Source organism: Micromonospora sp. DT81.3 (assembly GCF_049847225.1).
Lineage (GTDB): Bacteria > Actinomycetota > Actinomycetes > Actinomycetales > Microbacteriaceae > Microbacterium.
Window position 1 is genome coordinate 468,301 of sequence record NZ_JBNCNY010000002.1, and the last position, 22,971, is coordinate 491,271.

Below are 22,971 nucleotides of genomic sequence, written 5' to 3' on the forward strand. Positions count from 1 at the left end.
TATTGGCGCGCGCGGTCCGTGGTGCGGGTCGTGCGGCGAACCTTCATCGGGTTTGGGGCGTGGCAGCTCCCTTGGGGCGCACGGCGCGCGCCCCAAGGGAGCCCACGCGCCCCAAACCCCGATACGCCGAGAGGGAACCCGCGCGAGTGGATCGCCGCGCGAACCTAGGATCGATACATGGCTGGATTGTGGGGAAAACGCAGGCGCGAAGAGCAAGAGGCGCAGGATGCGGCGGATGCCGACCTGGCGCGGCGCGCGAAGAGCGCGCTGGTGGCCGTGGATGAGCGCATCCGCACGACGACGGACGAGCTCGCGTTCGCCGAGGCCGAGCTCGGGGAGGGTGCCACGCGAGAGCTGCGAGAGGCGCTCACCGCGGTCACGCACCACCTCGGCGAGGCGTTCCACCTCAATCAGCTGAACCACGACCACATCCCGGACACCCCCGACGAGCTCCGCACGCGAAACGCGCGCATCGTCCAGCTGTGCGAGTGGGCCGACGACCTGCTGGATGACCGCACGCAGGCCCTGTCCGACGACATCGAGCGCGTACGCCGCGCGCCCGAGATCCTCGCGCAGGTGAAGGCCGACACGGAGCAGCTCGGGCAGCGCCTGCCCCATGCCCGCGCCACGATAGACCGTCTGGCGACCCGCTACTCGGAGGAGGCGCTGCGCCAGGTCTCCGCCGGCGCAGACGAGGCCGAGCAGCTGCTGACGTTCGCGGCGCACAGCGCCGACGTCTCGGCTCGGCGCCGCGATGCCGGCCGCAGGGAAGAGGCGAACCTCGCGCTCGAGACGGCCACCGAGGCCGTGCGCCGGGCCGCGGCGATCATCGACGGCATCGAGGACTTCGAGATCGAGGCGCTCCGTGCGGAGTCGACCCTGGCCGACGTCATCGCGGATTCGCGGGGTGACCTGGTGGCCGCTCGACAGGCGCCGCAGGTGCCGGCCGTGACGGCCGCGATCACCGCTCTCCAGTCGGCGCTGAAGGCTCTCCCGGCTCCTGGAGCGAAGGGCGACCCCTTCGCCGAGCTGACGCAGCTGCGCGAGGCGAACACCGGCCTGGATGCCGCGATCGCCAAGGCGCGCGAGCGCCTGGCACGGCCGGTCCCGTCGGTGACGCACGTGCGTCACGCGCTGGATGACGCCGACCGCCAGATCGCGGTGGCGCGCAACGTCATCGCCGGGCATCGCGGCTGGATCGGCGCCGACGCGCGTACGCGCCTGGCGGAGGCGGAGCGCACGCGCATCGATGCCGAGCCGCTCACCTCCGACGAGGACACCCGCGAGGAGGCCATGGCCCTGGCGCGCCGATCCGGCCTTCTCGCCAGCGAGGCGCTCCAGCTGGCGCAGCGCGACATCGACTCGTCCCGCCCCCAGGGCGGCAACTGGGGCGGCCCCGTGCAGGGCGGCCGCGGAGGGATGAGCGACGCCATGGGCGGCATCCTCGGCGGCGTCGTGATCGGCAGCCTGCTCGGCGACTTCTTCGGCTAGCGCCCTCCGGGCCGAGCGCCGGACGAAGCCCGTCGCCGAGGTCCTCACGCCGGACGAAGTCCGGTCCGGATCCTTCGCGCTGGCCGGTGAGTCACCGCAGCCGAGACGAGGAACCCGGGCCGGAGTCGGTGGCGCTAGGAGGCGATCGCCTCCTCCTCGGGCGGCGCGGCGGCCGTGAGCGAGATCACGCCGTAATCCCAGCCCTTGCGGCGATAGACCACGCTCGGGTGGTCGGAGCGAGCGTCGATGAAGAGGAAGAAGTCGTGGCCGACCAGCTCCATGCGGTCGACGGCGTCTTCCACCGTCATCCATTCGGCGTCGAAACTCTTGGTGCGGATGACGACGGGAGTGTAATCCTGCTCGTCCTCGTTGCCCGTGATGATCGGGATCTCGCCGGTCGCGACGGCGCGCATCACATCGAGGGATGCCGGCTGCACGTCGAGACCCTGCAGAACACCGCTCTCCTTTTCGAACTTGGCACCGCGGGGGTGGTTGCGGCCGTCGACGCGCTTGTCCTTCGCGCGGCGAAGCTGTTCGGCCATCTTGTCGACCGCGAGGTCCAGCGCGGCGAACTTGTCGCCGTCGACTGCTTCTGCGCGAACCACCGGTCCCTTGCCCACCAGCGTGAGCTCGACCGTCTCGTCTTCGACGCGGCCATTGTGATAGGCGCGGTGGGTGACTTTGATGTCGAGCCGCTGGGCGCGTGGCGCCAGGTGCTCGATGCGAACCGCCTTCTCTTCGACAACCGAGCGGAAGCGATCAGTCACTCCCACGCCCACGCCGACGATGCTGGTTTCCATCCTTGACCTCCTTGTTCCGGTCCACCCGGCCAAGGGCGGACCACGTGTCGCCTTGTCTTCCCCACCGTAGCCTCCGCCTCTGACGGTGTCACCTGTGAGTTTGCGCACGGTCCGTGCGTCTCGACGTGGCGGCCACAGTGGCCGCCGCGATCACCCGCGCGCCCCCCGCGGTGAGGGCGCGGGCCGCCTCTTCGAGGGTGGCACCGGTGGTGACGACGTCGTCGACGAGCACGACATCCGCCCCGGCGGCCGCCCGCGCGCGCAGGCTGCCGGCCACGTTGCCGCGGCGCTCGTGGACGCCGAGCGCACGCTGATCCGCGGTGCGCCGGGTCGCCACGAGCAGCTTCGCGGGACGCACACCGGCCCGGACCGCAAGGAGCTCGACCACGTGGTAGCCGCGCCGGCGGAGCGCGGCGCGGGAACTCGGTACGGGCACGACGAGCAGCTCGCGGCGCCCGTCGGCGGCCGCCGCCAGCGCGGCGGCGAGCGCCGGCGCCAGCGCGCGGGCCAGCCCGGTGCGGCCCTCCTCCTTGAGTGCCCGCAGGGCGCCTGCCGCCGCACCCTCGAAGGCGAGGCCGCTCCAGGCGAGGAGGCCGGAGGGCAGTTCCCTGCGCGTCGGGATCGGCACCAGGTGCGCCCGGCACGGGTCGCACAGCGCCGCGCCCGGCTCGCGGCATCCGGCGCACTGCACCGGGAAGGCGAGTGCGAGGGCTTCGGCGAGAGCCCGCCGTACCGAGTCTGCCGGCGAACGTGTCATCGGATGAGCCTGGCGGCCGCGCCGGGGCCCGGAGGCACTGGCGGCGGAAAGGTGGAGGCGAGGACCCGGGTCGCCGCTTGGGGAGGAGCCGCTATCGCGGGGCGCCCTGCTGCGATGCCAGCACCGCGATCCCCGCCGCCGCCTGCGACCAATTGGACCCGCGTTTCACGAAGAGCACGCCGTCCGCTGCGCGCAGGCGCACCGCGGTGACCTGGTTGGCGCCCACCAGCGTCGTGATGCTGTCCGGACCCTCCGTCCGCGACCCCTCGCCGCCGACGAGCTGATCGAGCACGATCATCGTGCCGGCCTCATCGGCCACGACGCCGATCGTCTCGTCGTCCAGCCAGCCGGCCGCGATCCCCGGCCCCGGCAGCCGCGCCAGCCGATTCACCTCGCCGAGCGAGATGGGCTTGCCCTCTTCGTCCCGCACCACCCCGGCGACAACCGCCCAGTGCTGGCCGCCGACGGTGGTCAGGGCGGCGACGCGGGTGCCGTCGCGGGACACCTGCATCGAGCGGATCTGCGACGCCTCGACCCAGGCCCCTCCGACGGCGGTCGCCGGAGCGCCGTCGGTGCCGGCCACCAGGACGGCGGTCGGGGTGTCCTGCGGCACGCTCCAGATGTAGCCCAGGGGATCGATGGTCGGGTCGACGAGGCCCGGCCGGGTGTCGATCTCGAGCACGGTGCCGTCGGCGCGGGCGCGTGCGACGGCACCCCCCGCGATACGCACGGCGGCCGCATCGCGCTCCGGCGACACCTGGACCGCCACGGGGGCGGCGCCGAGATTCTCCATGATCGTCGTAGACAGGCCGGGGATCGGCGCGATCTCGTCGCCGGAGAGGAACCCGAAGTCGGCCTCGGTGACCACCAGCGGCCGGCTGTCCACGGCTGTGGACCGGGTGGGCACTGCCGTCGCCTCCAGCGGCGTGCCGTCCACGGCCATCTGCACCGACTGCACACCGGCACTGGCAAGGCTCTCCTCCAGCTGTGCCTGCATGCGGTCGAGGATCGTGGAATCCAGTCCGCGCGCCGACTCGCCGAGCTCCACCGTCGCCACCAGGTCGGAATCCACCGTCACCGACTGCGTCGCCAGGGCGACGTCCTCCGGGACGGCGGAGACGACGGATGCCGTGAGCCACGGGCTCGGTGCGCCATCGATCAGCGCCCGAGCGACCCGGGTCGCGGAGTTCGTGCGCGCGGGGAACCATCGCACGTCGGGAACGAGGAACTGCCATGTGGGGTCGAAGAACATCACCTGGTAGGAATCGAACACGGCGACGAAGAAGTCACGGTCGAGCACGATCCCGTCGCGCGCCTCGGTGATGCGCCACTCCCCGTCCTCCTGCTGCGCGAGCCGGAACGGCAGCGTGGTCGCCGCGCCGCCATCCGTCGCGGAGTAGGCGCCGGCCTCATCGACGTCGGCCGACGGCGTGACCGTGAGCACGACCTCGTCCTCCGAGAGCGCCGTGTAGTTGCGATCCTCGGCGACGGTGACCCGCGCCTCCGGATTCCACGTCGAGCTGAGCTCCGGTGCGAGGAACTCCCGGGCGATGGCCCAGCCCCCCAAGGGGCTGGTCCCCGCATCGATGAACCCCTGCACGATCTGCTGCGGGGTCATGCCCGGCTGCGGGCTGCTCGGGCGGAACAGGAAGTCGGGGGCGGCGGGCACCTCCTCCGCCGGAAGCCCCGGGTACACCGATCCCGAGGTGGGGAGACCGGAGCACGCCGTGAGCGCGAGTGCCGCCAGGAGCGCTGCCGCGAGCACGGAGAAGCGCCGCCTCATCGCGACTCCCCGCCGCGGCCCGACCCGATGGGGCCCGAAGCGACGGTTCCCGAGCCGACGGGTCCGGGGGCAGACCGCCCCGAAACCACCTGCCCGGTCGGGATGTCGATCGGCTGAGTCATCCCGAGATCCTCGAGGGAGGCATCCGGCGGCTCGAGCGGAATGGGCGATGCGCCCTCGAGCACCTGCGACTGACGAGGGAGGGTCAGCACGAAGTTCGTGCCGCGCCCGAGCTCCGACCACACCGCCAGGGTTCCGCCGTGCAGGCGGGCATCGCCCAAGGAGATGGAGAGACCGAGCCCCGTGCCGCCGATGGAGCGCCGGCGGGAGGGATCGGCGCGCCAGAACCGGTCGAAGACCCGCTCGGCGTCCTCCGCCGTCATCCCGAGACCGAAGTCGCGCACACCGATCGCGACGGCGTGCTGGTTGCTGTCGACCGTCACCACGATCGGCCGGCCCTCGCCGTGCTCGATGGCGTTGCCGAGCAGGTTGCGCACCACGCGTCGCACCCGGCGCGCGTCCATGTCGACCGGGGAATATCCGCCCGGTGCCACGATCCGCACGTCGGTCCCGTGCTGCTCCGCCAGTTGGTGCATCGACTCGACGACGTCTTCGGCGAGCGAGGCGAGGCTCGTCGGCTCGAGCTCGAGCTGCACCGATCCGGCGTCGTAGCGGCTGATCTCGAGCAGATCGGTGAGCAGCACTTCGAAGCGCTGCACCTGCGTCTGCAGCAGCTCCGCCGCGCGAGCGGTCGCAGGATCGAACTCGTCCCGCCGGTCATTCAGCATGTCGGCCGCCAGCCGGATGGTGGTCAGCGGGGTGCGCAGCTCGTGCGAGACATCCGACACGAACCGCTGCTGCACGAGCGAGAGCTCGGCGAGCTCCTTGATCTGCGTCTCGATGCTGTCGGCCATGGCGTTGAACGAGCGACCCAGGGTGGCGAGCTCGTCCTCGCCCCGCACGGGGAGCCGCACCTTCAGCTCCCCCGCCGCGAGCCGGGCGCTCGTGTCGGCCGCCTCGGTGATCGGCGTGGCGACGGATCGGAGGATGAACCACGCGATCGCCGCGATCAGCAGCACCAGCACCGACCCGACCAGCCACAGGGTCCGCTGCACGAAGAACAGCGTCTCGTCGGCATCGGCGAGGTCGTACGCGAGATAGACCTCGTAGGCGCCCACGCCGGGACCCGGCACCTGCAGCTGCTGGCCGACGAGGATGCCCGGCACGGTGCGGTCGTTACCGACCGGAAGGGCGACGGACTGCCACCACTGCAGCTCGGGATCGCGCTGAACCTGCGCGCTCAGCGCGTCGGGGATGAAGTCCTCGGTGAGCCCGCCGGCGAAGATGTCCTGCGGCGCCAGGGCATTGGGAGTGGAGTCCATCCGGAAGATGGCGATCCGGTCGCTGGATGACTGTCGGGCGATCTGGTCGCGCACCGTACCCATCGTCTGCTGCAGACGCGTGCGGTCCCCCTGCACCTCCGTCGCATCGAGCGTCTGCTGGGCCGCCGTGACGGCGCGCCGGGCATCGATGAGCACCTCGTCCCTGCGGGAATCGAAGAGGTCGTTCTGGATGGCGAGCGCCATCGTGGCGCCGGCGATCAGGATGGCCAGCATCGTGAGAGTGACCGTGATCAGGAGCGTGCGGAAGCGCAGCGACCGGCGCCACAAGGTCGCGAGACTCTCGGGCCACGCACGCCAGTCGCGCCAGTCCGTCATCGATGCGCGGGATGCCGCAGCTCCGGCGGGGGGCATGTGCGTCTCAGACGACGGCGCCGGCGCGGTAGCCGACGCCACGCACCGTCGTGACGATCTTCGGATTGTCGGGGTCGAGCTCGACCTTCGCGCGCAGCCGCTGCACGTGCACGTTCACGAGGCGCGTGTCGGCCTTGTAGTGGTATCCCCACACCTGCTCGAGCAGCATCTCGCGCGAGAACACCTGCTGGGGCTTGGATGCCAGGGCGACCAGCAGCTCGAACTCGAGAGGCGTCAGCGCGATGACGCTGCCGTCGCGGCGCACCTCGTGCGCGGCGACATCCACCGTCAGATCGCCGATCCGCAGCGTCTCGTTGGCCGCCTGCGGGGTCGGACGAAGGCGTGTGCGGATGCGGGCGACGAGCTCTTTCGGGTTGAAGGGCTTGACGATGTAGTCGTCGGCTCCGACCTCGAGGCCGCGCACGACGTCCGCCGTGTCGGTACGAGCGGTCAGCATGATCACCGGCACGCCGGATTCGGCGCGGATCCGCGTGCAGATCTCGATGCAGTCCATGCCAGGGAGCATCAGATCCAGCAGCACGAGGTCGGGTCGCTCCGCGCGCCACACATCCACGGCCTCGGCGCCGTCCGCGCAGAAGACGGTGTCGAAGCCTTCCGTCCGCAAGACAATGCCGATCATTTCGGCAAGCGCGGTGTCGTCATCGACAACCAGGATGCGTGAGGTCATAGAAGCGCGATCGTCCTTTGCTGAGATCTCGGGGTCCCCCTGAGGCGTGCGCCTTCGACCCCGCGCACTCTTCTCAGAGTAGTGGACACACCCTGAGCGCGCGCCCAGCGCACCGCCGCCCCGCCCAGCCGTGTCGGACGGCCTCACGACGGGTCAGCGCCCGCTCTGGCACGGGGTGCCGTGTGACACGATAGAACGGCGGCGCCCGGCCGGTGCCGCAGCGAGGAGGGATGGGCCGTGACCGCGTACCCGGCATGGACGCCGGCATCCCGTCCCGGGATCATCCCGCTCCATCCGCTGTCCTTCGGCACCATCCTCGGCCGCTCATTCTCCGCGCTTCGCCAGAACCCGAGGGTTCTGCTCGGCTTCGCTCTCGTCGTGCAGACGGTGGTGTACATCGTGCTCATCCTCGCGGTCGCGGGGATCGCCTTCGCGTCGTTCATCCGCCTGGACACCCTGCGACCGGGATCGGAGGACTACGAGACCGTGATGGCCGGCTCGGTCCTCATCACCGGGCTCTCCGGATTCGTGCTCGGGCTCACCGCCACCGCACTGAGCGTGATCGTCCAGGCGGTCGTGGTCGCAGAGGTCGCGCACGCCGTGCTCGCGGAACGACTGACGCTGAGAGCCCTTTGGCAGCGGGTCAAGCCCGTCGCGTGGCGCCTGATCGGGTACACCCTGCTGCTGACACTCGGCCTGCTGGTGCTCTTCGCGCTTGTCGGGGCGGCCATCTTCGCCCTCGCCTTCTCCGTACCGGCGATCGCGATCGGATTGACGATCCTGGTGGTGCTCGCCGCCATCCCGCTCACGCTGTGGCTGTCGACGAAGCTCGCGCTGGTTCCGTCGGTGCTGGTGCTGGAGCACACGACCATCGGCGGAGCGGTGACGCGTTCCTGGGTGCTGCTTCGGGGCAGATTCTGGCCGGCGCTGGGCGTCCTCGTCGTCATCGCGGTGATCATGAACGTCCTCGCCCAGATCGTCGGCGTTCCGTTCTCCCTTCTCTCCAGCGCGGTCGCGGCCATCATCGCGCCCACGGGCGAACCGGGACCGGCGGCGATCGCCGGCATCATCTTCGCCACAGCGCTCACCCAGATCGTCGTCCTGCTCGTCCAATCGATCGCCATCGTCGTGCAGGCGACGGCGGCGTCACTCATCTATATCGACTGCCGCATGCGCACCGAGGGCCTCGACCTCGATCTGCTGTCGTACATCGAACGACGGGATGCCGGCGCCACCTCACTGCCGGATCCCTATGCACTGAACGCCGGCCGCGCGGTCCCGCAGGCGGCGGCGGGTGCGCACCAGTACCCGTCCCGATATCCGTACCCCATCCCCCCGCTGCCGCAACCCCCCGAGCCGGCGGCCGCCGCTCCTCCTGCGGGACCCCCGCCGCCGATTCCGCCGTATGCGGCGCCGCCGGCGACCGCCTGGACCGCGCCCGGTGCCCGCTCCGGCGACGACCCGGCATGATCGCGCACGGCCCGCCGCTGATTCCCGACGGAGACGAGGCCCGCGAATGGGCGGAGCGCGAGCTCTCCCGTCCCGTGTACGCCGAGGCACAGCCCACGCCGCTGGACCGGATCGCCCGGGCGGTCGCCGAGTTCTTCGAGGATCTCTTGAGCAGCGAGCTGCCCGGCGGTTGGAGCGGACCGCTCGCACTCGTGGTCGCCCTCGTTCTCACCGGGCTTCTCGTGGCGGCCTTCCTCATCTGGGGTCGCCCGCGTCTCTCCGCCCGCTCGGCACCGTCCCCGCTGGAGCTGTTCGGCGAGGAGGAGCGCCGGAGCGCCGCCCAGCTGCGGCGCGCCGCTGCCGCGGAGGCCGCCGCTGGACGGTGGGAGGACGCCATCGTGCTGCGGTTCCGGGCGCTCGCCCGTGGTGTGGTCGAGCGAGGCGTCGTCGAGCCGGCACCCGGCGCCACAGTCCACGCCTTCGCGCGCCAGGCCGCGCTGGCCTTCCCCGTCGAGGTGGAGCGACTGGATGCCGCGGCATCCGCCTTCGACGACGTCCGGTACCTGCGCCGACCGGGCACCGCAGCGCTCTACGCGCGCGTCGCTGACGCCGACGATGCTCTGGTCGCTGCCCGCTCGATCTCCACGACCGTGCCGGCATGACGGCGGTCGGGACCGAGGTGCCGTCGCGGCGCCGGAGCGTGCTCGCCTGGACGGTGCTCGTCGTGGTGCTCGTTGCGGTCGGTCTGGTCGGAGCCGGCCTGTCGGGTGTGGGCCGCTGGGCGGAGAGGGACCGCCTCGACCCGGAGAGCGCGGGACCCCAGGGCACGATGGCGCTCGTCTCGATCCTTCGGGAACAGGGAGTGGACGTCGTCATCGCGCGCGACCGCGACACCGCTCGCAGCGCACTGGGGCCGGGCACGACCCTCGTCAGCCCGGACGCGGCGGCGCTCTCCGATGAGGCGGTGATAGAGCTGGTCGAGGCGGCGGGCGATGCCGTGCTGCTCGAGCCCCGCTCCCGCACGGCCCGCCTGTTCTTCGGAGACGCCGAGCTCGCAGCCGTGGCGCCGGAGGAGACCGTCGACCCGTCGTGCGCGCTGCCCGATGCTCAGCGCGCCGGCGCCGTCGTTCCCGGCACGACCTTCACCGAGGGCACTGCGGATGCGGCGTGCTACCCCTCGGATGACGGCTTCGGGCTGCTCGTCGCCGAGCGGTCGGCCGCATCGCGCGTGGCCCTCATCGACGGCACCGAACTCTTCACCAACGAATACCTCGCCCAGAACGGCAACGCTGCACTGGCCATCGGCCTGATGGGCCGGCATCCGGTCGTCGTCTGGTACGTGCCATCGCTCGTGGACAGCGACCTCGACCCCGCAACCCCGAGCCTGGGCGAGCTGACGCCGCCGTGGGTCACCCCCGCCATCCTCCTGCTGCTCCTCGCCGCGATCGCGGCTGCGCTCTGGCGGGGGCGGCGCTTCGGGCCACTGGTCGCGGAGAATCTGCCCGTCACCGTGCGCGCCTCCGAGACGATGGAGGGCCGTGCCCGCCTCTACGCGCGCTCCCGCGACGCCGTGCACGCCGCCGATGCGCTGCGCATCGGCGCCATCGGGCGCCTTGCCCGTGAGCTCGGCCTCGGCCCCGCGGCGAGCGCCGCTGAGGTGGCGGACGCCGCCGCCGATCGGATCGGCGCCCCGCGGACGAGTGTCCGCGGCATTCTGATCGACTCCGTGCCCCGCACGGATGCCGAACTCGTCGCCGTGAGCGACCGCCTCCGCGACCTCGAGGCGGCCGTCAGAGCCTCCTTCCGCACCGAAAGGAACGCCCCATGAGCGACGCCTCCCTCCCCCGTCCAGAGAGCAGAGAAGACACCGACGCCGCGCTTCGGGACGCCATGAACCGTGTCCGCGTCGAGGTCGGCAAGGCCGTGATCGGCCAGGACGGCGCGGTCACCGGGCTGCTCATCGGACTGCTGGCGCGCGGTCACGTGCTCCTCGAGGGCGTACCAGGCGTCGCCAAGACGCTGCTCGTCCGCTCGTTCAGCCGCGCTCTCGGTCTCGACACCAAGCGCATCCAGTTCACGCCCGACCTGATGCCGGGTGACGTGTCCGGCTCGCTCGTCTACGACGCGCGCACCGGTGAGTTCGAATTCCGCGACGGTCCCGTGTTCACGCACGTGCTGCTGGCCGATGAGATCAACCGCACGCCGCCGAAGACCCAGGCCGCGCTGCTGGAGGCCATGGAGGAGCGCCAGGTCTCGGCGGACGGCGTCACGCGTCCGCTGCCCGACCCGTTCCTCGTGGCGGCGACCCAGAATCCGATCGAGCACGAAGGCACGTACACCCTTCCGGAGGCACAGCTCGACCGGTTCCTGATGAAGCTCCTCATCGATGTGCCGGCGCGTGACGCGGAGGTGGCGGTGCTTCGCCGGCACGCCGGCGGCTTCTCGCCCAACGACCTCGGCGGCGCCGGTCTGCAGCCGGTGGTGACGGTCGCCGAGATCCACGCCGCACAGCGGGCCGCCGCATCCGTCGCCGTCGCGGACGACGTGCTCGCGTACGTGGTCGACCTCGCGCGCGCCACCCGGCAGAGCCCCTCCGTTCAGCTGGGCGTGAGCCCGCGTGCCTCGACGGCCCTGCTCGCCGCCGCCAAGGCATGGGCGTGGCTCGGCGGCTTCCCCGCGATCATCCCCGACCACGTGCAGACGATGCTGGTGCCGGTGTGGCGCCATCGCATCCGCCTGCGACCGGAGGCGGAGATCGAGGGGGTCTCCGTCGACGCGATCCTCGCCTCGGTGCTGCAGCAGACCCGCGTTCCCATCTGATCCGTCGCATGTACGTCACCGGACGCCTTCCCCTCCTCGTCGCCCTCGGGGTGATCCCCGTCGTGCTCCTCTCGGCCGCGGGGGTCGGCGCGTGGCCGGCGAGCGCGGGCTGGGCCCTGCTGTGCGCGGTGCTGGCGGGAGCGGATGCCGCCGTCGCCGGCGACCCCCGCACGATCCGCGTCGACCGGCGCGTACCACCGCGCGCCCGGCTCGGTGAACGGGTGGACACCGAGCTGTGGATCGCGAACGACGGCACCCGCCGCCTGCGGGGTCTGGTGCGCGACGCGTGGCAGCCGACGGCCGGCGCACCTCTCGCCCGCATACCGCTGGACGTGCCTCCCGGTGAGCGCCGGCGGCTCGAGGTGCCGCTGCGCCCTCGTCGCCGCGGAGAGCTCGCGAGCGCATTCGTCGTGGTGCGGGCGCTCGGCCCGCTGGGCCTCGCGGGGCGGCAGGCGCGCACCGATGCGCGCGGCGCTGTGCGCGTGCTGCCTCCCTTCGCGTCGCGCCGGCATCTGCCCTCGCGCATCGCCCGGCTGCGGGAGCTCGACGGCAACACGAGCGTGCAGGTGCGAGGCCGCGGCACAGAGTTCGATTCGCTCCGCGCATACGTGCGAGGAGACGACGTGCGCTCCATCGACTGGCGGGCGACCGCGCGCGCCGGGACGACGATGCTGCGCACCTGGCGCCCGGAACGGGACCGGCACGTCGTGATCGTGATCGACACCGGACGCACCTCGGCCGCGCGTGTGGGCGATGGCACGCGACTGGATGCCTCAATGGAGGCGGCGCTGCTGCTTTCGGCCCTCGCCACCCGGGCGGGCGATCACGTGCACCTCGTGATGTTCGACCGCGTCGTCCGCGCGCGGGTCACGGGCGTCGACGGTGCGGCGCTGCTGCCGGCGCTGGTGGACGCCATGGCGCCGGTGGAACCGCAGCTGATCGACACCGACTGGGACGGCGCCCTGGCTCAGGTGAGGGCGCTCACCTCGCGGCCGTCGCTGATCGTGCTGCTCACCGCCCAGGACGCCCCGGAGGCGAGCCGTGGGTTCCTGGGCTCGCTGCACTCGATCACGCGCAGGGCACGGGTGCTCGTCGGCACGGTGACCGACACCTCGCTGCCGGCCATCGCCACCGCGCGTGAGCACGGAGACGACGTGTATCGGGCCGCGGCGGCGGAGCACACACTGCGCGACGCCGAGCTCGTGGCGAGCGCCGTCGAGCGCGCCGGGGCGGATGCCATCGCCGCGGGACCGGAGGATCTGCCGGTGCGCATCGTCGACCGCTATCTCGCGCTGAAGGCGGCCGGACGTCTGTGACGTCGGATTGCGCCGAGTGACGCAATCGGGCGGTTCACCGGCGCTGATCCTGAGCGTGGGCTGGATGCGCCGCTATGCTCCTGACGAGCACCTTCCCCCCGAGGGTGCCCCTGAACACCTGCGAAGGAGTCTTCCCATGAGCGACCCGCGCCCCGACAAGCCCGTCGAGCCGACGCCCCTCGATCACGCGCCCTACGCACCTTCGACGGGAGCCACGCTCGTCGCGGAGGGTTTCGGAACTTTCCTTCTGGTGCTCGGCGTCATCAGCACCGCACTCTTCGCTGCGGGCTTCGGCGAGGGCACGGAGGCAGCCAATAAGGGCGTCGGCTTCCTCGGTGTCTCACTCGCCGTCGGCATCACGGTCATCGCGGGTGCATACGCGTTCGGCCCGATCTCGGGCGGACACTTCAATCCGGCCGTCACGGTCGGATTGGCCGCCGCCGGACGATTCCAGTGGAAGGGCGTGCTGCCCTACATCGTCGCGCAGATCGTCGGCGGTGCGATCGCGACGACCCTCATCGTGGCGATCGGCCTGTTCGGACCCGACTCCTGGCTGAGCAACGCTCAGGACGGCGGCTTCGCCAGCAACGGATGGGATTCGCTGTCACCGGCCGGCTTCGGGATCGGCGCGGCCATCATCGTCGAGATCCTGTTCACCGCGCTGTTCGTGATCGTCATCCTCGGCGTCACCCACTCGACTCGGGGCACGACGTTCGCCGGGCTCGCGATCGGTCTGACGCTCACGCTCATCCACCTCGCCATCATCCCGATCGACAATGCATCCGTGAACCCTGCCCGCTCGATCGCCACCGCCATCTACGGCGGACCCGTGGCCCTCGGCCAGCTCTGGGTCTTCCTGATATTCCCCATCGTCGGCGCCCTGATCGCCGGCTTCGCGTACAAGGCGCTGTTCGACGGCACCCAGAAGGCCGGCGCAACCCCCACGTTCGAGAGCAACAAGAAGTAGCGGCCCGATCGGATCCTCGGCCGGTCTCGACGCATCAGCTCCATACGGGGCGGCGCGGGTCGGACCGGGCCGACATCGTCTGCCGGCGCGCCGGCCGGTCGCCTCAGCCTGCGACGAGCCTGGCAGTGCCCGTCTCGTACTCGGTGAGGTCACCGGTCTCGCCGGCGTGCGCTGCGCGGCCGCCGACGTAGAGCATGTACAAGAGGAATCCCCCGAGCGCGAGCGCGCCGATGCCGATCTTGACCGGCCACGGCCACGGCTGACCCGTGACGAAGCCCTCGATCAGGCCGGCGACGAGCAGCGCCAGCACCAGCCCCACGGCGACGGCGGCGAGAGAGCGACCCGCTGCGGCCAGCGCCTCGCCCCGCGATCGGGGACCCGGAGCGATCCACGCCCAGAAGATGTGCAGTCCCGCGGCCCCCGCCACGAAGATCGAGGTCAGCTCGAGCAGGCCGTGCGGAAGGATGTACAGCACGAACACGTCGCCGGCGTCGAACGCGAAGAGCACCGCCGCAGCGGTTCCCACCCCGACGGCGTTCTGCACCAGCACCATGATCGGCCACACGCCGCTGATGCCGAAGAGCACGCACTGGGCGGCGATCCACGCGTTGTTCGTCCACACCGTCCCCGCGAAGACGGCGGCGGGGTTCTCGGTGTAGTAGCCGGCGAACTCCTCGTCGGCGTAGTACTCGAGCTGGGCCTCGCTGCCGAGGCTCGCCAGCGCGACCGGGTCCCGCGCGATCCATGCGGCGACCAGCGATGCGACGGCCACGAAGGCCACGGCGACCGCGAGTGTCGTCCACCTCAGCCGGTACAGCGCCGCCGGCAGCTGCAGCGAGAAGAACCGCGGGAGCTGGCGCAGCACGTTCTCGGGCGCGCCCGTCAGCCGCAGCCGCGCTCGGGCGAGCAGCGTCGAGACGTGGTCGCCCTGCGGGGTGCGGCCCGCGGAGGTCTTCATCTCGGCCAGATCGGCGGATGCCGCGCGATACCGCGTGACCAGCTCGTCGACCTCCGCGCCGGTGGGGCGCCGCACGCGGGTCAGCTCGTCGAAGCGGGCCCACTCCTCCCGCCGGGCGGCCGTGAGTGCGTCGAGGTCCACCTGGTTTACTGTACCCATGCCCGCCGCCGGCCAGCCGAGGATCGTCGCCGTCCACCAGGACGAGGTGCTCACCGGCGAGGCCGTGGCACTCGACGTGCAGCCGATCGGCTTCTTCCTCCGCACTCTCGGCGCGCTTCTGGATGTCGCGGTCAGCCTTCTGCTGATCCTCGCGATCGTCCTGCTGTTCTCGGTGCTGTCGGCGCAGGGCGGACTCCCGGAGTCCGCCGTTCCCATCGCCTCGGTGGCGATGCTGGTGGTCGTGCTGGTCGCCGTCCCGACCGTCGTGGAGACCGCCACCCGCGGGCGCAGCCTCGGCAAGCTCGCCGTCGGAGGCCGGATCGTCCGGGCCGACGGTGGCGCATCCGGCTTTCGCCAGGCCTTCATCCGCGCGCTCGTCGGCGTGCTCGAGATCTACTTCACGTTCGGAGCGATCGCGCTCCTCGTCGGCGCGTTCACGCCCCGGTCGCAGCGTCTCGGCGATCTGCTCGCCGGCACCTACAGCGAGCGAACGCGCACCCCGGCACTCCCTGCCGCGCCGCCTGAGCTGCCACCGGGGCTCGAGCCGTGGGCGGCGATCGCAGACGTCGGCCGCATCCCGGATCGCCTGGCCCGCCGCATCGCGCAGTTCCTCCGGCAGGCCGATCGGCTCGCACCCGCGCAACGGGCTCGCCTCGCCTCGGAGCTTGCGGCCGAGGCGCATCCGCACGTCTCGCCGCTGCCGCCCGTCGATCCGGAGACGATGCTGCGCGCGGCCATCGCCGTGCGGCGGGATCGCGAGGTGCGCGCCCTCGAGCTGGAGGCCCAGCGCGTGGCCGCCCTCACGGTCGGGACGACCGGGGCGCCGCGGGGCTTCCCTCAGCGCTGACCCGCAGGGCCCCGCCGGGCCCCGCCGTCAGTACCGGTAGTGGTCGAGCTTGTACGGTCCCTCGACCGGCACGCCGATGTAGGACGCCTGGTCGGTGCTCAGCTCGGTGAGCTGCACGCCGAGGGCTCCCAGGTGCAGGCGGGCCACCTTCTCATCGAGGGCCTTCGGGAGCACGTAGACGCCGATCGGGTACTCGGACGTGCGCGTGTAGAGCTCGAGCTGTGCGAGCACCTGATTCGTGAACGAGGCGCTCATCACGAAGGACGGGTGTCCCGTGGCGTTGCCGAGGTTCATCAGGCGGCCCTCGCTGAGCACGAGCACGCTGCGCCCGTTCGGAAGGCGCCACTCGTGCACCTGCGGCTTGATCTCGACCGGCTCGGCGCCCGGCAGGGACTCGAGGCCCGCCATGTCGATCTCGTTGTCGAAGTGTCCGACGTTCGCGACGATCGCCAGGTGCTTCATGCCCTGAAGGTGCTCGACCGTCACGACATTCTTGTTGCCGGTTCCCGTGACGACGATGTCGACGTCACCCAGCACGGACTCCAGCGTGGTGACCTGGAACCCGTCCATCGCCGCCTGCAGCGCGCAGATCGGGTCGACCTCGCTCACGAGAACGCGGGCGCCCTGGCCGCGCAGCGCCTCGGCGGCGCCCTTGCCGACGTCGCCGTAGCCGCACACGAAGGCCACCTTCCCGCCGATCAGCACGTCGGTCGCCCTGTTCAGCCCGTCCGGCAGCGAGTGGCGGATGCCGTACTTGTTGTCGAACTTCGACTTCGTGACCGAGTCGTTGACGTTGATGGCGGGAAAGAGCAGGGTTCCGGATGCCGCGAGCTCGTAGAGGCGGTGCACACCGGTGGTCGTCTCCTCGGTGACGCCGATCAGCCCATCGGCCACGCGCGTCCAGTGCTGCGGGTCCCTGCCCAGGCTGGCGCGGAGCAGCTCGAGGACGACTCGGAACTCGTGCGTCGCCGCTTCACCGGTCCCTGAGCCCGCCGAAGGGTCCGGCACGGCGCCCGCCGCCTCGAACTCCCGACCTTTGTGCACCAGCAGGGTGGCATCCCCGCCGTCGTCGAGGATCAGGTTCGGACCGTCGGCGCCCTCGGCGCTCCAGTCGAAGATGCGCTCGGTGCAGCGCCAGTACTCCTCGAGCGTCTCGCCCTTCCACGCGAACACGGGCACACCGCTCGGTTCCTCCACGGTGCCGGTCGGACCGACCACGACCGCGGCGGCCGCCTCGTCCTGGGTCGAGAAGATGTTGCAGCTCGCCCACCGAACTCGCGCGCCGAGCGCCACGAGCGTCTCGATGAGCACCGCCGTCTGCACCGTCATGTGCAGGGAACCGGCGATTCGGGCGCCCGCGAGGGGCTGGGTGGGGCCGAATTCCTCGCGAAGGGCCATGAGGCCGGGCATCTCGTTCTCGGCGAGGCGGATCTGGTGACGGCCGGCCTCCGCGAGCGCGAGGTCGGCGACCTCGAAGTCGAGGCGGGAGGTGGCGGGGGCGCTGAGGTCGATGCTCATCCGACCATTCTCCCAGACTCGACGCCCTGCGCGTCTGCCCGGGATTCCGGTCAGCGGTGGGAGATGGTCTCGTGCCGCACGACGATCCAGCCACGGGGCACCGAGAGCCGATCCGTGTGGATGGCGCAGAGGTCGTGGGCGTGCGGATCATCGCCGCCGCCCAGCGGCCCGACGACCGCCATCTGGTCTTCGTAGTCGTAGGTGAGGGTCGCAACGGCCTCGCGGGCACAGGCCACCTTGGAGCAGAGTCTCTCGCGCATCGGGGCAATGCTAACGAGAGCGGATGCCGAACCCGCGGCGCCCCGCCGCGCGACGGCGGCAGGCCCCGTTCTGCCTGACCCACCTAGGATGGTCGCATGGTCAGGCGACGGGCGAGAACGGTGCCGAAGGCCCGGCCGGCACGGCATGGTCGACACGGCCGCGAAGACCGCAGCCCGGTCGTGCGGCCGCCCTTGCCGCCGCTGGATTCGCGCATCGACCGGTTCGACATGGCCGTGGGCACCGCCGCCGAGTTCCTGCGTTCGGCGTGGCCGGAGCTGCGCGATGTCAGCTTCGAGGTCGGGGCCATGCCGCTCAGCACCGACGAGGACGGCATCCCGCGGTGGCATGCCCTGCGCGACCAGAAGCGCATCATCCTCTATCGGGTGCCGATCGAGCGCCTCAGCCATGTGCACCGCGACGACGACCTGCACCGGCGCATGCTGGTCGAGGGCTGCGTCTTCCGCGCCGCCGCCGAGTATCTGGACCGGGACCCCTGGGATCTGGGGCCGGAGCGGTTCCGCTACTTCTGATCGCCCTCGATCGTTCGGCGGCTGAGCCGGAGATCAGGGATAGACGGTCACCGGCTGCGCAGCGGCATCCGCGGGCCACACCGGGACCCCCGCCAGTGCGCCGGGACCGACGAACGTCACGCCTGCCGACAGGCCATCGGCCCCGCCGGAGTCGATCGTGTAGAGCGCGTCGGGCCGCAGCACGACCTCCGCGGCACCGCCCGCATCCACCGCAACCTCCTGCTCCTGGCCGCCCGACTCCCTCACGACCACGGAGGCGTTCTCCGAGCCGCGATTGGCCAGGGTCAGCCGCGGCGACGGGCCCGCCGGCACCGCCAAGAGCGTCTCGTCCCTCAGGACGGGTGAAGGTGTGAACCACGCGAAGTCCGAGCCGGCGTCCGTCCCGGCCGTCTGCCAGGTCGCCGCGACGACCGGCTCCTCGGCCTCGATCGACACGACATACGCGCCCTCGTCGAGGTCCGCCAGCTCGACCTCCGCCGGGATGCCCGCCGTGAGCGGCACTGTGGTGCTGGTCGCGCCCGGTTCGCCGCCGAGGGGTGAGGCGGTGACCGTGACCTCGGTGTCGCTCGTCGGTGCGAGCACCCGCACGATCGTGGCCGCCGTCCCGGCCGTCGGCTCGCCCGCAACCGTGACGCCCGCCAGGACCTGAACCGTTTCGGCGCTCGCGACCGCGCCCTGCACGTCGAGACCGCCCGGAATCAGAGTGCGCACGATGCTCGACTGCAGGCTCGCGCTGATCGGAGCACCCGTGGCCGTCACGCGCACCACGGGCCGCTCCTCCCCGCCCGCCACCGCGGCTATCGGAAGGGCGAGCTGCGATTCGGCGGGGACCGTGATTCCGGCCGCGCCGGGCGGCATCTGCGGCCCCTCGGCGCCGTAGACGGTCAGCTGCACGCTGGCGGTCACCGCGCCGGGGTTGGACAGCAGCAGGATGTCGGAGGCACCGGTCGTCGTTGTGCCGCCGACGATCCACGATTCCAGCAGCGGAGGGCGGCACGCGGCCGCCGCGAAGCCGACGAGATCCGGCTCCTCCACCTCTGCCGAGGATGCGGCGGACAGAACGGCGACCTCGTTCCCCACTGGTGTGGCGACGAAGAAGGGAACCTCCGGATCGCCGTCGACCTGCGGCGAGGCGAGTTCTCCGTCGGATGGCTGCGGGTTGCCCTCCGGCACGCCGACCGTGAGGTCGGCTTCCTGCGCCACGCTGATCAGGCCGGCCTCCTCCGCCGTGCGGCCGAGCGCGAGCACCGGACCGGAGCAGACAGCAACGGTGTCGGCGGCATCCGGGCGCGTCTCCACGACGGGCACCGGAAGGTCGACCACCGGCCACGGGGCGGAGATTCCCGTCACGACCAGCGCCGTGAAGCCCACGGCCACCGCCGTGCCGATCAGGGTCCTCGTACCTGTGGCCGCCCAGCGGAACCATCGGCTGGTGCTCATAGCGCCTCCCTCGATGTGGGACCGACGATGCGGGGAGAGTTGCGCGCCGCTCGGCGCGAAGCGGCTGTCGGCACGGCCAGCAGCAGCGCCAGCGCCAGCACCGCCAGCTGCGATACGGTGATCGTCTGCGACACCTGCCGCTGCTCGGCCGTCAGCGCCGTGCGGGGTGCGACATCCCCCGCCACGCGCCAGAGCACGCCCTTCGGCGTCTCGCCCACCGGGACCAGCCCGGCGCGCTGGTCGATCGAGCTGATGGCCTGCAGGCGAAGGGCTCGCGCGTCTTCCGATTCCGGCTCCGCGGCCGGGGAGAGCAGCACGAAGCTCAGCCCCTGCTGTGCGAGCTCCGTCGCGACGTCCGCCGCGCTCGGGGTCACCAGGTCGGCGACGAGGTTGGCGAGTGCGGCGTCGGCTTCGGTGCCCGCCGTGCGCGTGGTGAGGATCGTGGCCTGCCCGCCGAGCGTCTCGCTCCCGCCCCACACCACCTGCGCGGCGACGCCACCGGAGTTCTGAGGGGTGAGGATCAGCGTCCCCATCGACGCAGTGTCGCGCGCGGCGGCGGCGATGTACGCGGGAAGCGTGGTCGCCGGCCCGTTGGTCAGGAAGGAGGCGCCGCGGGCCGCAGCGGTGAGAGGAGCGACCGCGACCACCGCCAACCCGAGCACGGCCACCAGCGCCAGCAGCGGTCGCGCGAAGGCGGGACGTGGGGCGAGTCCCGCGTCGAGGGTCACGAGGGCGGCGCCCACCACCCCGATCCACGCGAGGCTCAGGCCGGTCCCGGGCCAGACGGCGACGCTCTGCGACTGCCAGTGCGCGAGCACCAGCGACACCGAGGCGAACGCGGTACCGATGCCGGCCAGACCGACGCCCAGCAGCACCATGCCCGACGTCCAGCGCGGCGTGAGCGGCGCGAGCAGCGCGAGAAGGGCGAGCGGCGCCGCGAGGAGCGGCACCCACCACACCGGCGCCTCGATCCCCCGCCCGGCCAGCATCGCGAGCCACCCACCGGGGTCCGTCGTGGGGAAGCCCGCGGCCAGCAGTGCACGACCGGCGGGGTCGGCGGCCACTTGGGGGCCCGCCCACGGGAGGCCGGGATCCGCGAGCAGCGCCACGGGGTCCCCGCCCAGCTGCCACCAGACCAGCGGCGCGAAGAAGGCCGCGGTCGGAACGACGAGCCACAGCACGCGGGCGAGCCCACGGCCTCTCCTGACCGCGAGGACGACGAGAACCGCAAGCAGCCACACGACCAGGAGACCGGGTGCGAGCACGGGAGCGCACGCGACCACGACCAGCAGCAGCAGCGACGCGGCACCGGCGGAGCCCCACGAACGATGCGCCACCGTCCCCACGTAGAAGAGCCACGGCAGCACGAGGTGCACGATCACCGCCGCCGGCCGTCCGAGCACCAGCGCGGCGAGGAAGGTCGGGGCAAGCCCCCAGGCGGCTCCGCCGACGATGCGCAGGGCGGAGCGCTCCGTCAGCCGTGTAGCGGCGAACCAGCCCCCGAGCAATGCGAGGGGAAGCGCCAAGAGCCACAGGAGCACCACCGCGAACGATGGTGCGGTCGGCCACAGACTTCCCAGCACGGCGACCACTCCCGAGAACGGGTCGGCTGGGCCCACGACATCCAGCGCGGAAGCTCGCAGCCCGTACGCCGCATCGGCCCACAGTGCACCGACCGTTTCGCGCAGAGGCAGCAGCGCACCCCCGCCGAGCACGGGCCACGCCAGCAGGGAGGTGAAGGCGACCAGCGAGACGAGCGCAGCGGCGAGGACGGCCCATGCCCCTCCCCCGGTGAAGAACCGCAGTTCGCCTCGGCGGTTCAGGCCACCGGCGTCCGGCCCGTCGTCGCTGCCGAGTCGATCGCGCAGCTGTGTGCGCGAGAGCCGGAGCGGGGCGATCCGGCTCCACGGCGACGTGCGGTGTCGACGCAGGTCGCCGCGGGATCGCGCGATCGAGGGCCAGCGCACCGCAGCTGTCAGCGCCGCTCCCCACTCGAAGATCGCGAGGCTCGGCGCCTTCGCGACGATGTGCGCGAGTGTGCGCCAGAGCGCCAGGGGCAGGATCGTCAGCCAGTGCAGAGGCACCAGCGCCCAATGAGCGTAGGTGAGGCGCCGGTGCAGCTGCGCGGTCCGCTCCGCGTAGGTGCTTCGCCGGATGCCGCGACTCCCCTGCCCCGACGGAAGGCCCGCCACGCCGTCACCGGCCACGGCGATGCGAGCGCCGGGGACGAGCGAGATGCGCCAGCCGCCGAGGCGGGCGCGGACGCCCATGTCGAGACCTTCGTCCGCCCCGGCCAGCGCCTGGTCGGGAAGGAGGATGCTGCGGGCCTCGGCACCGATCAGCACTCCGCGCACGTCCGCGCCCAATGCCTCGACGTCCCCGTCGTGCTGACCCTGGTCGAACTCGCCGTCGGCGAGGCCGACAGATCGCCCGAAACGGGTCATGCTGACACCGAGCGAGACGATGTGGTCGCGATCGTGCCAGCGCACCAGCTTCGGCGCGACCAGCGCCAGCGAAGACGAGAGTTCGAGCACCCCCGCGAGCCGGGCGAGGGCCTCCGGCTCCGGGGCGGTGTCCTGCGCCAACAGCCAGAGCGCGCTCTCCGGATCGACGCGGAGCGCGGCGAGCTTCACAGCCTTGGCGTAGGTGATGGATGCCGGCGCCGAGATGACCGCCTCGGCGCCGGAGGCGGCCGCGATGTCGTGGAGCCCCGCATCCGTGCCGCAGATCACGACCGTCAGCCTGTCGACGGGCCGGGTCTGGGCTGCCAGAGCCGCGAGGGTGCGCCCCAGATGCAGCGCGCCCGGGATTCGCGCGTCGGGCCGCGCGACGATCAGGGCGTGGACGAGGGACGGCATGACGTCGTCAGCCTAGGCGCGATGCACCCGCCCTGCGGGTGCACGCGCCGCGAGCGGCTAGACCGCTCGACGCTTCAGCTTGCGGCGCTCGCGCTCGCTGAGGCCGCCCCAGATGCCGAAGCGCTCGTCGTTCTGCAGTGCGTACTCGAGGCATTCGCCCCGTACGTCGCACGTCGTGCAGATGCGCTTCGCGTCTCGGGTCGATCCGCCCTTCTCGGGGAAGAACGCCTCAGGGTCGGTCTGCGCGCAGAGCGCATCCGTCTGCCACGACAGAGGGTTCTCGTCATCCTGAACCGGATGCCGCACCCCCGGCACGCCGAGGTTGACCGGATCGACGAACCAATTGTCGGGAACGCCGGAACGGTACTGTGAGCCCGCCATTTCGTTCTCCCACCTGTAATCCCCCCACGCTGGCTCGCGTGCTTGCACCTAATTACACCGGTGTCATTCGCTTCGGTCAAGTCGCAGATACTAAAGCCTCAACGGACTCTTGAACCTTCACGACGCGCCGACGGCGTGTCGCGCCTCGTCGTCGAATCCGCAGCGGTGGCGCTGCAGCCGCGGCAGGGTGTTGC

At 71.7% G+C, this 22,971-nt stretch carries 20 protein-coding genes; 9 read left to right on the forward strand and 11 right to left on the reverse strand.

What is annotated here, in order from left to right:
- The first annotated feature begins 177 nt into the window (after positions 1 to 177).
- On the forward strand, positions 178 to 1,491 hold the full coding sequence (locus ACPW96_RS06470) for a hypothetical protein (RefSeq protein WP_425817203.1): 1,314 nt from the start codon (positions 178 to 180) through the stop codon (positions 1,489 to 1,491).
- 134 nt (positions 1,492 to 1,625) lie between these two features.
- Here ACPW96_RS06470 and hpf read toward each other — a convergent pair whose 3' ends face one another.
- From hpf to mtrA, 5 genes are all read right to left on the reverse strand, one after another.
- Positions 1,626 to 2,291, reverse strand: a complete 666-nt coding sequence (gene hpf / locus ACPW96_RS06475) for a ribosome hibernation-promoting factor, HPF/YfiA family (protein WP_425817201.1) — start codon at positions 2,289 to 2,291, stop codon at positions 1,626 to 1,628.
- Positions 2,292 to 2,379: 88 nt separating this feature from the next.
- Positions 2,380 to 3,048 carry a ComF family protein gene (locus ACPW96_RS06480; RefSeq protein ID WP_425817199.1) on the reverse strand — a complete coding sequence of 223 codons (669 nt, stop codon included), beginning with the start codon at positions 3,046 to 3,048 and terminating at the stop codon, positions 2,380 to 2,382.
- 91 nt (positions 3,049 to 3,139) lie between these two features.
- On the reverse strand, positions 3,140 to 4,831 hold the full coding sequence (locus ACPW96_RS06485; RefSeq protein WP_425817197.1) for a GerMN domain-containing protein: 1,692 nt from the start codon (positions 4,829 to 4,831) through the stop codon (positions 3,140 to 3,142).
- Complete coding sequence (gene mtrB / locus ACPW96_RS06490; RefSeq protein WP_425817195.1) at positions 4,828 to 6,585, reverse strand: MtrAB system histidine kinase MtrB; 1,758 nt, start codon at positions 6,583 to 6,585, stop codon at positions 4,828 to 4,830. The genes ACPW96_RS06485 and mtrB overlap by 4 nt, the downstream gene beginning before the upstream one ends.
- A 7-nt stretch (positions 6,586 to 6,592) precedes the next feature.
- Positions 6,593 to 7,273, reverse strand: coding sequence for an MtrAB system response regulator MtrA (gene mtrA / locus ACPW96_RS06495; RefSeq protein ID WP_425882401.1), 681 nt, complete (start codon positions 7,271 to 7,273; stop codon positions 6,593 to 6,595).
- A 237-nt stretch (positions 7,274 to 7,510) separates the two neighbouring features.
- Between mtrA and ACPW96_RS06500 the strand changes: the two genes are divergently transcribed.
- The 6 genes from ACPW96_RS06500 (at position 7,511) to ACPW96_RS06525 (ending at position 13,825) form a co-directional block, all read left to right on the forward strand.
- Complete coding sequence (locus tag ACPW96_RS06500; RefSeq protein ID WP_425882402.1) at positions 7,511 to 8,743, forward strand: hypothetical protein; 1,233 nt, start codon at positions 7,511 to 7,513, stop codon at positions 8,741 to 8,743.
- Entirely contained in the window at positions 8,740 to 9,384 is a 645-nt protein-coding gene (locus tag ACPW96_RS06505; protein ID WP_425882403.1) for a DUF4129 domain-containing protein, read from the forward strand. Before ACPW96_RS06500 ends, ACPW96_RS06505 begins: the two co-directional genes overlap by 4 nt.
- Complete coding sequence (locus ACPW96_RS06510; RefSeq protein WP_425882404.1) at positions 9,381 to 10,550, forward strand: DUF4350 domain-containing protein; 1,170 nt, start codon at positions 9,381 to 9,383, stop codon at positions 10,548 to 10,550. The genes ACPW96_RS06505 and ACPW96_RS06510 overlap by 4 nt, the downstream gene beginning before the upstream one ends.
- On the forward strand, positions 10,547 to 11,542 hold the full coding sequence (locus ACPW96_RS06515) for an AAA family ATPase (RefSeq protein ID WP_425817185.1): 996 nt from the start codon (positions 10,547 to 10,549) through the stop codon (positions 11,540 to 11,542). Before ACPW96_RS06510 ends, ACPW96_RS06515 begins: the two co-directional genes overlap by 4 nt.
- A gap of 8 nt (positions 11,543 to 11,550) precedes the next feature.
- Complete coding sequence (locus tag ACPW96_RS06520) at positions 11,551 to 12,858, forward strand: DUF58 domain-containing protein (RefSeq protein ID WP_425882405.1); 1,308 nt, start codon at positions 11,551 to 11,553, stop codon at positions 12,856 to 12,858.
- A 136-nt stretch (positions 12,859 to 12,994) separates the two neighbouring features.
- Positions 12,995 to 13,825: an aquaporin gene (locus ACPW96_RS06525; protein ID WP_425882406.1), complete on the forward strand. Its 831-nt coding sequence runs from the start codon at positions 12,995 to 12,997 to the stop codon at positions 13,823 to 13,825.
- 103 nt (positions 13,826 to 13,928) lie between these two features.
- Here ACPW96_RS06525 and ACPW96_RS06530 read toward each other — a convergent pair whose 3' ends face one another.
- Positions 13,929 to 14,924, reverse strand: a complete 996-nt coding sequence (locus tag ACPW96_RS06530) for a stage II sporulation protein M (protein ID WP_425882407.1) — start codon at positions 14,922 to 14,924, stop codon at positions 13,929 to 13,931.
- Between the two features lie 16 nt (positions 14,925 to 14,940).
- Between ACPW96_RS06530 and ACPW96_RS06535 the strand changes: the two genes are divergently transcribed.
- On the forward strand, positions 14,941 to 15,789 hold the full coding sequence (locus tag ACPW96_RS06535; protein WP_425817177.1) for an RDD family protein: 849 nt from the start codon (positions 14,941 to 14,943) through the stop codon (positions 15,787 to 15,789).
- A gap of 27 nt (positions 15,790 to 15,816) precedes the next feature.
- On the opposite strand, the gene ahcY is transcribed toward ACPW96_RS06535, so the two are convergent.
- The gene (gene ahcY / locus ACPW96_RS06540) at positions 15,817 to 17,307 is read right to left on the reverse strand and encodes an adenosylhomocysteinase (protein ID WP_425817175.1); all 1,491 of its coding nucleotides are present in this window, start codon (positions 17,305 to 17,307) and stop codon (positions 15,817 to 15,819) included.
- A 50-nt stretch (positions 17,308 to 17,357) separates the two neighbouring features.
- Entirely contained in the window at positions 17,358 to 17,567 is a 210-nt protein-coding gene (locus tag ACPW96_RS06545) for a DUF3499 family protein (protein ID WP_425817173.1), read from the reverse strand.
- 96 nt (positions 17,568 to 17,663) lie between these two features.
- On the opposite strand from ACPW96_RS06545, the gene ACPW96_RS06550 reads away from it, so the two are divergent.
- The gene (locus tag ACPW96_RS06550; protein ID WP_425817171.1) at positions 17,664 to 18,098 is read left to right on the forward strand and encodes a metallopeptidase family protein; all 435 of its coding nucleotides are present in this window, start codon (positions 17,664 to 17,666) and stop codon (positions 18,096 to 18,098) included.
- A 33-nt stretch (positions 18,099 to 18,131) separates the two neighbouring features.
- Here ACPW96_RS06550 and ACPW96_RS06555 read toward each other — a convergent pair whose 3' ends face one another.
- Genes ACPW96_RS06555 through ACPW96_RS06565 form a run of 3 tightly spaced genes read right to left on the reverse strand, consistent with a single transcriptional unit; the run spans position 18,132 to position 22,711 of the window.
- The gene (locus ACPW96_RS06555; protein ID WP_425882408.1) at positions 18,132 to 19,538 is read right to left on the reverse strand and encodes a DUF5719 family protein; all 1,407 of its coding nucleotides are present in this window, start codon (positions 19,536 to 19,538) and stop codon (positions 18,132 to 18,134) included.
- Positions 19,535 to 22,396, reverse strand: coding sequence for a glycosyltransferase (locus ACPW96_RS06560; protein ID WP_425882409.1), 2,862 nt, complete (start codon positions 22,394 to 22,396; stop codon positions 19,535 to 19,537). The genes ACPW96_RS06555 and ACPW96_RS06560 overlap by 4 nt, the downstream gene beginning before the upstream one ends.
- Positions 22,397 to 22,453: 57 nt before the next feature.
- Positions 22,454 to 22,711, reverse strand: coding sequence for a WhiB family transcriptional regulator (locus ACPW96_RS06565; RefSeq protein WP_425882597.1), 258 nt, complete (start codon positions 22,709 to 22,711; stop codon positions 22,454 to 22,456).
- Positions 22,712 to 22,971: the final 260 nt, after the last annotated feature.

Bases quoted from the DNA above. Each gene is read 5' to 3' on its own strand.
- ACPW96_RS06525 (WP_425882406.1), top strand. From the start codon at position 12,995: ATGAGCGACCCGCGCCCCGACAAGCCCGTCGAGCCGACGCCCCTCGAT.
- ACPW96_RS06535 (WP_425817177.1), top strand. From the start codon at position 14,941: ATGCCCGCCGCCGGCCAGCCGAGGATCGTCGCCGTCCACCAGGACGAG.
- mtrB (WP_425817195.1), bottom strand. From the start codon at position 6,585: ATGCCCCCCGCCGGAGCTGCGGCATCCCGCGCATCGATGACGGACTGG.
- ACPW96_RS06555 (WP_425882408.1), bottom strand. From the start codon at position 19,538: ATGAGCACCAGCCGATGGTTCCGCTGGGCGGCCACAGGTACGAGGACC.
- ACPW96_RS06520 (WP_425882405.1), top strand. From the start codon at position 11,551: ATGTACGTCACCGGACGCCTTCCCCTCCTCGTCGCCCTCGGGGTGATC.
- ahcY (WP_425817175.1), bottom strand. From the start codon at position 17,307: ATGAGCATCGACCTCAGCGCCCCCGCCACCTCCCGCCTCGACTTCGAG.
- ACPW96_RS06560 (WP_425882409.1), bottom strand. From the start codon at position 22,396: ATGCCGTCCCTCGTCCACGCCCTGATCGTCGCGCGGCCCGACGCGCGA.
- ACPW96_RS06505 (WP_425882403.1), top strand. From the start codon at position 8,740: ATGATCGCGCACGGCCCGCCGCTGATTCCCGACGGAGACGAGGCCCGC.
- ACPW96_RS06515 (WP_425817185.1), top strand. From the start codon at position 10,547: ATGAGCGACGCCTCCCTCCCCCGTCCAGAGAGCAGAGAAGACACCGAC.
- ACPW96_RS06510 (WP_425882404.1), top strand. From the start codon at position 9,381: ATGACGGCGGTCGGGACCGAGGTGCCGTCGCGGCGCCGGAGCGTGCTC.
- ACPW96_RS06470 (WP_425817203.1), top strand. From the start codon at position 178: ATGGCTGGATTGTGGGGAAAACGCAGGCGCGAAGAGCAAGAGGCGCAG.
- hpf (WP_425817201.1), bottom strand. From the start codon at position 2,291: ATGGAAACCAGCATCGTCGGCGTGGGCGTGGGAGTGACTGATCGCTTC.
- ACPW96_RS06545 (WP_425817173.1), bottom strand. From the start codon at position 17,567: ATGCGCGAGAGACTCTGCTCCAAGGTGGCCTGTGCCCGCGAGGCCGTT.
- ACPW96_RS06480 (WP_425817199.1), bottom strand. From the start codon at position 3,048: ATGACACGTTCGCCGGCAGACTCGGTACGGCGGGCTCTCGCCGAAGCC.
- mtrA (WP_425882401.1), bottom strand. From the start codon at position 7,273: ATGACCTCACGCATCCTGGTTGTCGATGACGACACCGCGCTTGCCGAA.
- ACPW96_RS06485 (WP_425817197.1), bottom strand. From the start codon at position 4,831: ATGAGGCGGCGCTTCTCCGTGCTCGCGGCAGCGCTCCTGGCGGCACTC.
- ACPW96_RS06550 (WP_425817171.1), top strand. From the start codon at position 17,664: ATGGTCAGGCGACGGGCGAGAACGGTGCCGAAGGCCCGGCCGGCACGG.